The sequence below is a fragment of the Chitinophagales bacterium genome (genome assembly GCA_041392475.1).
Lineage (GTDB): Bacteria > Bacteroidota > Bacteroidia > Chitinophagales > UBA2359 > JAUHXA01.
In genome coordinates, this window is record JAWKLZ010000001.1 from 1,343,134 (window position 1) to 1,357,653 (window position 14,520).

At 40.0% G+C, this 14,520-nt stretch carries 8 protein-coding genes; 6 read left to right on the forward strand and 2 right to left on the reverse strand.

All coding sequences use genetic code 11. The annotated features are described in order from the left end of the window. Positions 1-90: 90 nt before the first annotated feature. Positions 91-975 carry a carbon-nitrogen hydrolase gene (locus R3E32_04900; GenBank protein ID MEZ4884059.1) on the reverse strand — a complete coding sequence of 295 codons (885 nt, stop codon included), beginning with the start codon at positions 973-975 and terminating at the stop codon, positions 91-93. A gap of 766 nt (positions 976-1,741) precedes the next feature. On the opposite strand from R3E32_04900, the gene dtd reads away from it, so the two are divergent. Beyond that, a complete protein-coding gene (dtd, locus tag R3E32_04905) occupies positions 1,742-2,194 on the forward strand; it encodes a D-aminoacyl-tRNA deacylase (protein ID MEZ4884060.1) in 453 nt (150 codons plus the stop codon). An 80-nt stretch (positions 2,195-2,274) separates the two neighbouring features. Here the strand turns inward: dtd and R3E32_04910 are convergent, their stop codons facing one another. Next, entirely contained in the window at positions 2,275-2,889 is a 615-nt protein-coding gene (locus R3E32_04910; protein MEZ4884061.1) for a hypothetical protein, read from the reverse strand. Positions 2,890-3,361: 472 nt separating this feature from the next. Here R3E32_04910 and R3E32_04915 point away from each other — a divergent pair, with 472 nt between their 5' ends. From R3E32_04915 to R3E32_04935, 5 genes are all read left to right on the forward strand, one after another. Continuing rightward, positions 3,362-3,766: a hypothetical protein gene (locus tag R3E32_04915; protein ID MEZ4884062.1), complete on the forward strand. Its 405-nt coding sequence runs from the start codon at positions 3,362-3,364 to the stop codon at positions 3,764-3,766. 248 nt (positions 3,767-4,014) lie between these two features. Beyond that, positions 4,015-4,437, forward strand: a complete 423-nt coding sequence (locus tag R3E32_04920; GenBank protein ID MEZ4884063.1) for a DoxX family protein — start codon at positions 4,015-4,017, stop codon at positions 4,435-4,437. 779 nt (positions 4,438-5,216) lie between these two features. After that, positions 5,217-11,261 carry a gliding motility-associated C-terminal domain-containing protein gene (locus R3E32_04925; protein MEZ4884064.1) on the forward strand — a complete coding sequence of 2,015 codons (6,045 nt, stop codon included), beginning with the start codon at positions 5,217-5,219 and terminating at the stop codon, positions 11,259-11,261. Between the two features lie 43 nt (positions 11,262-11,304). Further along, the gene (locus R3E32_04930) at positions 11,305-12,885 is read left to right on the forward strand and encodes a T9SS type A sorting domain-containing protein (protein ID MEZ4884065.1); all 1,581 of its coding nucleotides are present in this window, start codon (positions 11,305-11,307) and stop codon (positions 12,883-12,885) included. Positions 12,886-13,370: 485 nt separating this feature from the next. Further along, positions 13,371-14,330 (forward strand): FAD-dependent oxidoreductase, encoded by a 960-nt coding sequence (locus R3E32_04935; protein ID MEZ4884066.1) that lies wholly within the window; start codon positions 13,371-13,373, stop codon positions 14,328-14,330. The last annotated feature ends 190 nt before the right edge of the window (positions 14,331-14,520 follow it).

The following is a 14,520-nucleotide window of genomic DNA, read 5'->3' on the forward strand; positions in this document are numbered from 1 at the left end:
TCAATTTGTTCTCTAATAATGAGTTAATTGAATTTGCATTTGAGTTATTAATTTGAATTTGCCTTAGTATTTTTTCTATACAAAATAGTATTAATCTATCGCTCTTTTGGTGATTTCGCCATAAGCATCAATTCTCCTATCTCTAAAAAAAGGCCAATTTTGCCTAACATTTTCTTGCAAATCCAAATCTACTTCTGCCATCAAAATCTCTTCTTCGTTGTGCGATGCTTGCGCCAATATTTCTCCTTGCGGGCCTGCAATAAAGGATGCTCCCCAAAACTGAATCCCATCGGTATTGGGTAAATATTGCTCCAAACCAATTCGATTAGCAGCCGCAACATAGATGCCATTGGCGACCGCATGACCTTTCATCACATTCATCCATGCGCCATATTGATTCACCCCATATTCTTCTTTTTCAGCAGGATGCCAACCAATTGCAGTAGGATAAAACAACACTTCTGCCCCCTGCAAAGCAGTCAATCGAGCTGCCTCAGGATACCATTGGTCCCAACAGATGAGCGTTCCTATTTTTCCTTTTTGGGTGCGAATGGTTTTGAAGCCCAAATCGCCTGGGGTGAAATAAAATTTTTCATAATAATAAGGATCGTCAGGAATGTGCATTTTTCGATAGAGTCCCGCTTCCGTTCCGTCCACATCTATGATGTAGGCACTATTGTGGTAAATACCCTGCATTCTTTTTTCAAAAAATGGAACAATGATGACCACTTTTAATTCCTTAGCGAGTTGGCTAAATGCCGTAAAAGAAGTGCTATACAAAGGTTCTGCCAATGCAAAATTATCCACATCTTCGCTTTGACAAAAATAATGACTGCTATATAATTCTGGCAAACAAATCACTTCTGCCCCTTGTTTTGCTGCTTTTTTTACCCAAGCAGTGCATTTTGTTAAATTGTTTTTTGGGGTGTCATTTAGGTTCAATTGCACAACTGCAATCTGGTATTTTTTCTTCATTATATGCTTTTATTCTTTCATGAAATTTTTTGAGGCAATTCACCACTTGTAAAAATAACACAACTTCGGGTAAAGTCAAATTCTACCAAACTCTACCAAAGGATAAAACACATATACTTCAACCCCCATTTCCTTGCCCTTATGGACACCATCCCAAAAAATAGTAGCATCATTCGGGTTTAGACTTTGGACGAAATATTAAAGACATAAGAAAAAAAAGTTTTAAATCTTTGACAGCAAAGAGATTAAGAGAAATTGAATTAAAAATGCGTTTTGCTCATAACCAAACATTTACTTCTTATGTCTTATGTACAATGTCCAATTCGGGTCAAAATTGTTTTGTTCAAACGCTTTTTCGCTTCAATAGTGAAATAGTCACTTCAAAAGAAAGAGATTTTATAAGCGTTGGAATTATTTTGGGAGGCAAGGTTTTTCTAAAGTTTTGAAGAAAAAATTAGAGTTTATTATATTCGTACTATCCTGTTACTCGAAGAATAAAGAAAATTTGAAAATACATTATAATAGGTTATCTTTAAGAATTGAATATTGCATCAATGACATAAAAATTAGAGTGTCGTTCATCATCATTAGAAGCAGAAAAATTGTACTACAAAGCTGTTATTTCAGAATAATCTGTCCAAATATCAGAACAATCTGCGATAATTTTATTCCAGTAAACTGATTTGATGCGTAAGCGAAACATTAATTATTATTCCTTAAAAGGTAATAGTACAAGCAACACACAAACACAACTAAGAAAGAAAAAATGCGAGTTCTCATACAAAAAGTCTCTCAGGCATCTGTCACCATTGAAGGTAAAGTCAAATCAAAGATTGGACAAGGACTGCTGATTTTGCTGGGCATTGAAGAAGCAGACAACGAAGAAGATATTGATTGGCTTTGTAGAAAAATAGCTAATCTGCGGATTTTTGAAGACGAAGCAGGAAAAATGAATTTGTCGGTCAAAGACATTGAAGGGGAAGCATTGGTAGTCAGTCAATTCACCCTTCACGCCAGTACCAAGAAAGGCAATCGCCCTTCTTTTATCAAAGCTGCAAGACCTGATACCGCCATTCCGCTATATGAAAAGTTTGTGGCGAATCTTCAAAGCTATTTCACCGCACAGGTTGGAACAGGAGAGTTTGGCGCAATGATGGAAGTAGGTCTGGTAAATGATGGCCCTGTAACGATTTGGATAGATTCAAAAAATAGAGAATAAACGATATAAAAAATGCCGCAAACTTAGTTCGCTTACGGCATTTTTGGGGCTTAGACTTTCCAAATTTGGGTTTGGAGAATTTAGCTTTCTGTCATAGAATAAATTACTCCATTCTCAAATTCGTACTGAATAACTCCTTTGTTTTGAGAATAAAACAAACGAAGGACGTTGTTTTCACCATTTGGGTCGAGTTCTTTTTGATTGATTTCCAAGACATCAAAGTACGTTTTACCTGCAATCTCTATGGACTCATGGCAAGTATAGATGAAGTTGAATTTTTCACCGCACTGAAAACTACCGTCTTCATTCACAAAGTATTGAAAGAGGTAGTATTGCGCTCCCCCTTGGAATTGCTTTGTAAGCAGTTCAATAGTCATCTGTTCATCAGTAGTATAGTTGGTTCCAAATCTCATAAGAGGTGTAGCTTCACTGTTTTTCAACTCCACATTAAAAAACTCCAAAGTTTGTCCAGAACACTTATTGAAGTCACTGTGTGTTTCCTCCAATGTTCGCTTCACATTCAAAGAGTAACTGTTGCCATCCGAACCTACAAATTTTACTGTCTGACCTGAGGCATAAGGTACACTTTGTTGTAATGCAGTAGCCACTTTTTTGTACTCATTGTCTTTTCCGCTAGGGCAACAAGAAGATAAAAAGAAGACGAAAAAAAAGAAATACAGGATGTTTTTTTTCATTTCAAAAATCATTGATTTTAATTTAATTAAATGTTAAAATTAAACAATTCACTATTTTGTAAATTCACTATTTTGCATTATCTCATAAACGAAGGAAATCTTTGTTTAGTTGCAAGCAAAGTATGCTAAATGAAAATATTTTTTGATTCAGTGAAGTTTTGATGGAAAGAGGCTTTTGAAGGTTAACTTTAATATACATATATTTTGAAAATCAAAACTTTATAAAGATAAATTTCACAATTATTAGTTTCTCCTCTTATGCTGGAGTTTAATTCTATTTTTTTTAAAACCTGTATTTATAGTAAATTTGGATATCAAGCAATCAAAAAACATAATGCATTGACTTTTAATTAATTAAAAGCCAATTAATTAATTTGGTTTGTACTATAATTTTATCTTTTAGCAGAAAATTGAAAACAAAATGTAGTGTAAAAACATTTTCATTGTACAATAACTTCAAAATTCACAAAAAATGGCCAAACAAAAACCTCAAATGGGCTGGGTGTATTCTCCTACTGCAACAAAGGCTCAAAAAGACAATATTTCCAAACAGTTCGAGCCTATCATAGACCAATTGAAAAAAAATTTTACTCCGGTTCCAGAACCTCAAGAATACAATCATTGTATTGATGTATTTAGCAAATGGAGAGGTAATTCCTTCTATATTACGCAGAAATACAAAGTTGGAGGAGAAAATAGATACAAAGATTTTTTTGATACGGGTATTGCTCGTTTGGAGTATTATGGTGAAAACCGGTTTAACCTTTCTTTTTACACCTCTTCGGGAAAATGGGAACCGCATTTTATGTATCAAGATGTTTCTTTTGAAGAAGCACAAAATGCGATTTTGAAGGATAGCATGCTCCAAGTTTTTTAAGCAATGGTCAAACATTAACTCCTTGATTTAAAATTCTGAACAGCTTGATTAATAGGCATTTTTTTCATTTTCATTCTTTATTATTCCCTTTTTGATGATAAAACACTATTTTTAAAAGCAGAATAACCGCTTGATTATAAACCCCATTCATAGCCCATGAATTAATTCATGGGCTATGAATGGGAATAATTTTTAGTGAAATATCGTCATAAAAGGAATAAAATTTACATTCCAAAATTATTATCTCTATGAAGCTCTTATCTTATGAATCTTCCACTAAATGGATAGACATTGGCTTATTATTATTGAGGATTACCTTTGGTGCGGCCATGCTATATGGTCATGGTATTGGCAAATGGGGCAAATTATTTGGAGGTGAAGAAATACAATTTGCAGACCCATTTGGCTTGGGAGTTGTCGCCTCATTGGGTTTGGCTGTATTTGCAGAAGTAATTTGTTCTATTTTACTAATGTTTGGCTTGTTTACCCGATTGGCCTTGGTTCCATTGATGGTTACCATGGCAGTTGCTTACTTTACAGTCCATTTTTCGGATGAGTTTGCCAAGCAAGAAAAAGCCATTTTGTATGGAATAACCTATCTTGCTTTATTTTTAACAGGGCCTGGCCGTATGTCCTTAGATGCTCTGTTGTTTGGCAAAAAACAGAGTTAACTTCACCGATTCATATATATTTTCAATGCCTTATGAATATTTGGTATGAAAATTTACATAAACCGTCCATGCTTTATCTGCATATCTAAAGTCTGTTTACTCTCGGTTTCCTACCAAAATAATAGGACTTCCTACTGTAGAAATTCGGTTGGCATCGACAGCTACTACTCCCTACATACTTGGAGAGGCCATTGCTTCAGCCAATGCCTGAGGTGATTCAAAAGGTATGGTAAACACTTGGTAAAATGAAGGAATACCAGCAGAACTCGTTAAAAATTTGGTGACGTTTTAAGGCTTGACAGTTTCTGGAATTCCTGTTTTTTCATGAAGCAGTGACAAAAGTTTGGTATATGCTGCTTCAAATTCTTCTACATTTGTTGGTTGAGGGTAAAGTACAGTTAATTTAATTATAGTATTTTATTTTTAAGTATTATTATTTCATTATCAAATGAATATATACAAATTGATGCAAATTACTAATACAATAAGCGTTTATCGTTCATAATTTTTAAACTTGTCCACGGATTTCCACCCTATCTTCAAGATTACAAAAAAAATTATCCTTTCTACAAATTATATCCAAACAAAGTATTGAAGCAGAATTATGCAATTTAGACAACCAAACCCTTCCTCTTGTATCGTCCTCTGATTATATTTTCCTTTACTTTTAGTATCTTTATGAAGCCCTTTTCGCCAGAAACCTCAAAATCTTCATAAACAAACTCTATTCTAAAAACAGCTTTGATGACAGACACCAATTTGGATATAAAATCCACGATATGAAAAAATACCTACTCTTTCTAATACTATTATTTATTAGCTCAATGTTTTCAACTATTTGGGGGCAAACATACATTATTAGCGAAACAACTGTAACCGATAACTCAGGAACGCTTTTCGATTCAGGAGGTTCTACGGATAATTATGGGAACGGTGAATATTACGACTTTACAATATGCCCCACGGATTTCACAGAATGTATCCTAATAGACTTTGTCAGCTTTGATATGAAGCTGGGAGATGTACTACAAATTATTGATGGGACAAACATTGTAGCAAGTCTAACCAAAAGTGCCAATCCAAAAACTTTTGTAGTTTACAATAGTTGCACCATTATTCGTTTCATTTCCAACGACCTCAGTACTGCCGAAGGATGGGAACTTACTTGGACAACTTCCACAGATTGCCCACCTCCAGCCCCAAATGACTGCCTAAGAGCCATTCCCGTATGTGACAATGGAATTCTGAACTTCAATAGTTTTGGGCCAGGAAATGACGATTTTGCGAGTATCAGCAACCACAAAGGCTGCCTAACAGGAAGCGAACACCAATCAGCATGGTACAAGATAAGAGTAGGCGATCATCCTACCGATGGGGGTATGTTAGAATTTGTACTCACTCCAGAAGCAGGAGCTGATGAAGACTATGATTTTGCTATTTATGGCCCCAACCTCAATTGCAACGACTTAGGCGATCCTGTACGCTGTTCTTATGCCGATGACAACTGCCATTTTTGCCCCGAAACAGGGCTTGGATATGGCGCAACAGATTTTTCGGAAGGAGCAGCCTGTCCTACCTGCGACGGCTTTGTTGCAGCTTTGTCCGTTTTGCCAGGCGAAACCTACTATTTATTGATAGACAACTTCAATGAAAGTTTTGACGGATTTGAACTCACTTGGGGACCAGATGTTATCCTCGATTGCAGTCTGCTCAACTGTGATTTGATTGCCCACGCCGAAGCCATTGGAGAAACCATTATTTGCAGCACTGGCCCCAACATACAATTGCAGGGGCTATTTGAAAACAACGACAGTATTCCCTCTTATGAATGGCAAGCCGACCCGCCCGAAGCCGTTGGTTTTCTGAACAATCCATTTTCGCCCAATCCCATTGTAGTAGCAGACAGCATTCGACAAGACTTCAACCGCTTTGTTGTTTACACCCTCACAGTGAGAGATGGCGACTGCGTAGCAAGAGACAATGTTACGGTACAAATTTTTAGCGTACCCGAACCTCCAACAACAGATACACTTTTGAACTACTGCGTAGGAGATGAGATCAACAGACTCGAAATATCTACCCTTTCTGCAGGTGAGTTCAGTTGGTACAATGCCAATCCTGCATTGAATCCAACGCTTACCCCACTGCATGAAGGCATTTATTATCAACCTCTTATCAATGGAAACATAGCAGGCACACACCATTATTGGGCTACAGAGACCAATAATATTTGTACGGGCGAACCCACTGCCATCACCCTCAACATTTTTCCCGTTCCCGAATTGGCCAACATTCCCGAACAAGCCATCTGCTCCAATAGCTTCAATTTGGCAGACTTGCATTTGGTAGATGTAAACGGCTTAGACCTAAGCGAAGCCAATCGGCAATATTTCATCAGTCCAGACTTAGCACCTAGTTCTGCCACCGATTCCATAGTCACCAAAAGTGGGATTTACTGGATCATGGTAGATTATTATGGATGTATAGATGCACAATCAGTCACTGTGAAATTGGGCGATTTGAGCATTGAAGTACAAACAGAGGATGCAGATTGTGGTGAAACCAATGGCAGTGCCACCGTTTTCACCAGCAATGGCGTACCTCCCTACACCTATCAATGGAGTCCCGACCCCAACCAAAATGATCCAACAGTAAACAATTTGGCAGCAGGCATTTACAATGTCACCATTGGCGATGCTACGGGTTGTATCATCAAAAAACAGTTTGCCATTTTCGCCCCACCTCTTCCCAATGCTGCCGTTTCCAGCAATCTAACCGTAGCCTGTTTGGGCGATACCGTACAATTGTTTGGTGCTACATTTTCAGCGGGATTGGACATCAGTTATTTGTGGACAGGACCCAATGGGTTCTCCACCACCGAACAAAATCCAAAAGTGGTGATATCCGAAGTAGGACAAGCCAATACATTCAGCCTCATTGTAACCGTTGACGGCTGTGTTTCTCCGCCCAAAAGCCTTGAATTGTTTGCACTACCCACTCCAATAGCCACAATCATTAACGATGGCCCTAGTTGTGAAAATGCTCCTATTACCCTTTCTGCTGAGGTCAATGCCAGCGGCAATGGATCCAACCTCGAATATTACTGGAATAGCCCCGAAGGCTTGGTCGGAATAAATAAGACACTAATTATTGACAATCCAATAGACAACACTCCTTATACTTTGGTAGTAAGAGGAGGAACGTGTTGGTCAGATACAGTAAGCACAGTTATCACTGTTCAACAATTACCCAACATTGAAGTCAGCAACAGTAGTCCAGTTTGTATTGGTGAAGATATCACATTGCAGGCCAATATTGAAGCCAATGGCGAGACTATCGAATACCAATGGAAAGGCCCCAATTTTACCTCACAAGCACAAAACCCCATTGTAGAAAATGCCGTTGAAGGAGGCTTTTATGAGTTGATTGCTACTGTAAATGGATGCTCATCTGCTCCAATTGGCACCTACATAGAATACCATTCTCAGCCAGACTTACCCAGTTCTCTCCCTTCAATTTTTGCATGTGCGCCACCTTTTGACCTGACAACGCTTGAAATAATCGACAACAATGGCAACGATTTAAACCTCTCTTACTTCAATGACAACAACGGCACTGTGGGTGAACTGCTGCAAAGCCCAATTGTTGAAGGCATTGATTATTACTGGGTTATCGGCGAAACCTCAGAAGGCTGCAAAGACAGTGTTCGCATCACAACTGCTATTTATCCAAAACCTATTGCAAAATTCAATGTGAGCAAATCGCTTGTTTGTGCCGATGAAACAGATTTTATCGTTGTCACCTTCAATGGCACTGTACAAAACTCCACGACTGCTTTGTTCAATTGGGACTTCGATGGAGGAATCGCCAATCCTGGCACAGGCAGAGGCCCTCACCAAGTACGGTGGAATACTTCTGGTAACAAAACCATTCGCTTGCAAGTCATCGAAAATGGATGCCCTTCAATAGAATTTCAACAAGATATCACCACTTCGCCAGCCTTAGAACCACCTATCGTCAATTGCATCGAAAGTGGTACCAACTTTGTGCATTTTGATTGGGAAGACATGGCAAATGTCAACAACTTTGAAATCATTTACACCGTCAACAATGGCGCAGCTACAACCATCATTCGCTCCAATTCTGATTTGATTGTCAATAATTTAAGCCCAGATGATGATGTACACATTGAAGTGAGGGCATTGGGCGAAGTGCCTTGCGGTGACAGCGAATGGGCTTTTGCAGACTGCAAAGCAATCAATTGTCCGCTTGTCAATTTGACAATCAACGGATTAGATGCCGCATATTGCAGGGATGCTTCACCCGTCAATTTGGTGGGCGAACCCTTTGGCGGAACGTTTAGCGGTGTAGGAGTAGTTGGCAATCAATTCTTTCCGAACCAAGTTGGAGCAACAGGCAACAGTACCATTTTTTACACCTACACCGATACTGCAACCGACTGTGAATACAGTACAAGTCAAAACGTGGAGGTTTACAATTTGCCCAATGCTTTGTTTGAATTGAGCGCATCCGAAATTTGTGCAGAGGGTGGCAGCATTGTAGTTACCTACACAGGCAATGCCTCTACTGCTGCAAATTTTGAATGGGATTTTGACGGCGGCAATGCAGTTCCTTCAAATGGAATTGGGCCTCATGTTGTGGATTGGAACGGCAATAGTGGCAACTTCAACATCTCATTGAATGTCAGCGAAAACGGCTGCAATGCCATGCCTTATACTCAATCCGTCAACATTGTTGAAGCACTCAGCCCTCCTGAAGTGACTTGTGTGGAAGTTTCTACCAATTCGGTCACATTTGAATGGGGAACCTTGGGCGGTTTGGTGAATTACCAAATCAGCTACTACGTGAACAATGTGTTGCAAGACAGCTTCAACAGCAACGATACTCAATTATTTGTCAGCAATTTAGAATCGAACGATGAAGTAGTGATTGAAGTCATTATTGTGAACAATGGCGTTTGTGGCAACAGCGAAATGAGAACAGCGAATTGTGTGGCGCAAGAATGTCCGATAGTCGAATTGAGTTTTGTCGACCTTCAAACCGAGTTTTGTGTGGGGGATGCCTCCTTCAATGTAGCGGCAAATCCTCCAAATGGCTTGTTTTATTTGGATGGTGCGCCCATTACTGCCATTGAACCCACCAATTTGACTGCCGATGAATACCTTTTGGAGTATGTCTATGAAACAGATAATTGCAGCTATGCGATTGACCAAACGATTGTCATTCATGCCATTCCGACTGCAAATTTCAGTTTATCAGCAACGGAAGTTTGTTTGGAGGAAGACAATCAGGTTTCGACTATTTATGAAGGAACTGCGGGCGCAAATGCCAGTTTTGAATGGGATTTTGGAAGTGGCTTCTCTCCTACTTTTGAAGGTGTGGGCCCACATACTATTGAATGGAATGATGTTGGCACACAAACAGTAGGCTTAACCGTTGAGGAAAATGGCTGTCGTTCAGAAATGTTGCAGCAAACCGTTGAAGTGATTCGCCCACTTCAAACGCCTCAAATTATATGTGCGGAAGTCACGCTGCAATCTGTGCGGTTTGAATGGAATGACATTGAAGAATCTGAAGGATATGAAATTCAGGTTTTTGTCAATACTGTGCAAACTTCAATAGATACGACTTTCAACCTAAGTTTTGGTGTTGACAACCTCAATACTTTGGATGAAGTGGAAGTTTTCATTACCGCTTTGGGCGGCGACCCTTGCGGTAATAGCGAAACGGCTGGTCAAATTTGTGTGGCTAAAGACTGTCCCGATATTAGCCCTTCTATCGAAAATCTGGCTGTGGGATATTGTCAAGACGCTGAAAATGTGGACTTGACTGCAACGCCAACGGGGGGTGTTTTTAGTGGTGAAGGAGTGGTGGGCAATGAATTTCAGCCGAGCAGTTTATCCGCAGGCACTTACACCATTTTGTACGATTGGACGGACGAAAACGACTGCTCATACGGCACACAAGAAACCGTTGAAGTATTTGAACCACAGGCCTTTGACCTATCCATTCCGCTTGTTTCTTGCAAGGGAGATGCCGTTTTATTGACCCTTTCGGGTGCTTTGGACAACATTGCAGTGTTGGATTGGCTGTATGAACAAAACAGTGCTTCGCTCGAAGATTTGGGCAATTTTGTGTATGCTATCACCTGGCAAACATCGGGAAATCAATTGGTTGAATTGAACATTGAAGATGTGAATGGTTGCCACACTTTTGTAAGCGGCAATGTGGAGGTCTATGATTTGGAGGTATTCACCCTTCCCGATACAAGGATTGAAAAGGGTGATTCGATTGAATTGACGAGTCAAATTGTGTCCGATGTTTCTACGGTGTTTGATTATGTGTGGATGTCGGATGGCGAAAACTTTGACTGCCCAAACTGTGCGAGTATTGTGGTCAGCCCTGATACACTGACGGTTTACGAATTGTTGGTGACGGATGAAAATGGATGTGCTGCCCAAACTTCGGTGCAGATTGAGGTGGAAGAAGAAGATACAGAAAACCCCATTGAAGTAGAGCCTCCTACAAGCCCTAAGGTGATTGTACCCAACGCTTTTTCTCCGAATAGGGATGGCTTCAACGATGTTTTTCGCATTTTTGGCTATCAAATCAAAAGTGTGGAATGGCAGATATTCAACCGTTGGGGAAAACAGGTTTTTGCCGCTACTGACGCTTCAATGGCTTGGGACGGTCGCTTCAAAGGACAAGATCAACCGATTGGCACTTATGTCTATACGGCAATTGTTGTTTTTGAGGATGGTACGCAGGAATTGATACAAGGGAATTTTACGCTGATTCGGTAATGAGGCAAGGAAGATCTTAACTCTATCTAAATCAACAACAACAATGACTACAAACCGCTACAAACACTGCTTATTTTATTCTCTTTTATGCCTGTTATTTCTGCAATTCATCACTGCTCAACCCACCACTTTCAATACCCATATTGATGTTAATGAGAATAGCGATTCAGGTAGAGATATCCTTCAATTAGCAGACAGTTCATTTATCCTAATCAGTCAAAGTGCTTGTTATTCTAGTCAGACCTTTGCTGGGCATGTAGGTTGTGTAGTGGTTGCTAAGACCAATCGTTATGGAGAAGTATTGTGGAAGCGTGAATATAAAAATCCAGCATACATTTATCATGCAGCAGGGATAGTTGCTGCTACTGATGGAGGTTTCCTTATTGGTAGTGAGGCAGATATACCTAACAAAGGTCTTCAAAAATATCTGATGAAAATTAGCAGCGAAGGCGATAGCCTATGGCTAAAGCATTATGGGGAATTTATAGACGAAGACCTCATTAGTGCCTACACAGGCACGCCCGATGGACATCTATTGCTGTTGGGGGAGATTGGGAAATTTGGACAAAACGATTCTTGGGATATATGCCTGACCAAATTAGACCAAGAAGGCAATCCGATATGGCAGAAACGATATGGAGGAGAAGGTTTGGAAGATGGAAGTGACATTGCCATAGACAATGATGGAGGATATTTGATAGGGGGCGCAAGTAGAAGCTTTAGTGAAGATGGAACACCTCGGGCTTATCTCATCAAAACTGATACAGCAGGCAATGAACTATGGAATAAGGTCTATGAATATTGTGATGCCAGCTCCACCAGAACTTATATAGAAACCTTACCCAATCATTCGGGCTATCTAAAGTCTTGTGCTATAGATACAGTTTACGCTTCTGGACGAAACAATACCATTGCTGCGATTCATCGCCTTGATTTGGACTTTAAGAATGTGTGGACTTACTACATCGAGCCAGAAGAAATTCACTATATAAAGGGAGGCAGACCTTTTCCTATGAAGGATGGCAGTATTTGGATAGTCGGGGCAGACGAAACACCGATAGAAGAAGGAGGAGAAACCTCCTACACAGGTTGGATAGCGAAGCTAAGTGCGGAGGGAGAGCTACTTTGGGAACGTCAGTATTTCCCCGAAAACAAAGGACTGTTACCGAGACTGACAGACTTGGTAGAAACTCATGATGGCGGAGTCGCTTTGACAGGTTTGTATTCCTATCGTGAAAACGGCATCACTCGCAACGACATCTGGCTCTTAAAACTCGACCAAGACGGCTGCATTGAATCGGGCTGTGACGATGATTATTTGATATTGGGTGATACAGTGGTGGGGATTGAAGATGTGGAAAATGGAGAGGTGGTTTTTGAGGTTTATCCCAATCCCAATAGTGGACAAGCAAATTTTCACATACAAAAAGATTTGTTATTGAAGGGAAACACACAAGTACAAATCTTAGACATCAATGGTCGTCTGCTCCAAGAATACAACTGTCCAAAGAACAACAAAGTGCTTTCTATCAACACTCAATCTTTGGAAAATGGGCTGTATATCTGTACCTTGATAAGCAAAGGACAAATCATTGCCTATACCAAAATGTCGGTGATTAAATAGGCTTTTAAAAAATAGGGTGCATCCCAAATTGTCGTAAGGTGGTGTCGGTACGCTGTACCTTTTATTGGTTTCCGCATTGATTGTTTATATTACTTAAACCCACCCCTTACCCCTCCCAAGAGGGGAATTTCCCACTTCGTACAAGTATTCCCCTCCTTGGAGGGGCAGGGGTGGGTTGCGATTTATTCCTTTTTAATGCGAAGACCTATATTGACTCCTTCAATAATGTCCTACAAATAGGGTCAGAGCTACGCTCCTAAAAATTTGTGTATCAGGAGCGTAGCTCCGACCCTGTTTGTAGAGTGTGGAAGATAAAATGTTTTGAGGTGCGTAGCATCGTCACCAGTTGTCAAATAATTTTTCAAAATATGACAATTTGGGATGCACCCGAATAAACTACAAAAGTCTCATTCCACTAAAATCTTCGATGAACCAAAAAACTAAACAGCACCATTTTCCTTTTCACCCTTCAAATTTCAACAATCATGTACACCATCATCGGCTGTGGCGTTTCAGGTTTGACCACAGGCATTTGTTTGTTAGAAGCGGGTTATGCCAATGTGAAAATTATTTCCGCCTCACTTCCACCACAAACGACCTCCAATAAAGCAGCAGCAATTTGGTTTCCCTACAAAGCCGAACCACAGGATTTGGTATTGAAGTGGAGTATGGAATCTTATGCCGTTTTTGAAGCATTGTCCAAACAAACTTCAACGGGTATTCACTTTGTAGATTGGTGTATGTTGGAGCGTTTGACCTCTGATGTTATTCCCTGGTGGGTAGCCGATTTACCACCCCATGCTTACCGAAAGGCTAGGGCAGACGAACTTCCAGAAGGCTACCAGCAGGCGCATATTGCGAATGTTCCGATGATCGAAACACCTATTTACATGCAGTATTTGTTGCAGCGATTTGAAGCGAATGGAGGTAGGATTGAAGTCGGAATGGTGAAAAACATTGCAGATCTTTTGCAGCAATATCCCGAAACTACGGTGGTGAACTGTACAGGTTTGGGCGCAAAAACATTGTGCAAGGACGATGCACTTTACCCCATACAAGGACACATTGTTCAGTTAGAAGCGTCTGATAACGAGTGTATTCTTTATTTGGCTGACCAAGAAAAACCGAATGATTTGACTTATATGATGCCCCGAAAAGATTGTATTGTTTTAGGAGGTACGGCAGAGGAACATGAATATGGTCTGGAGGTGGATGAAAAAGTAGTGGAAGGTATTTTAGAACGTTGTGAGCGATTGCAGCCTCGATTGAAGGGAAAAAAGGTGATAGGGGCTTATGTGGGTTTACGTCCTTATCGGTCGGTGATCCGATTGGAGAAAGAAGCAGATTTACAGGTCATTCACAATTATGGACATGGCGGAAGTGGTTTTACGGTATCATGGGGCTGTGCAAAAGAGGTAGTACGACTAATTGCAGAAAAAAACTAAATGCTTTATTATAAAATTTTACAATTCATCTCTTTAGATGTGTATTCAAAATTCATCACCAACTCCACGACTGTATCTTCTTCAATGGGTTGTGTACATTTCTCTTGTGAGCAACACACTGTATCGACACAAGAAACCATTCCCATAAAAACGAAAAAGACCATTGTTAAGCCAAGTATCCATCTTATTT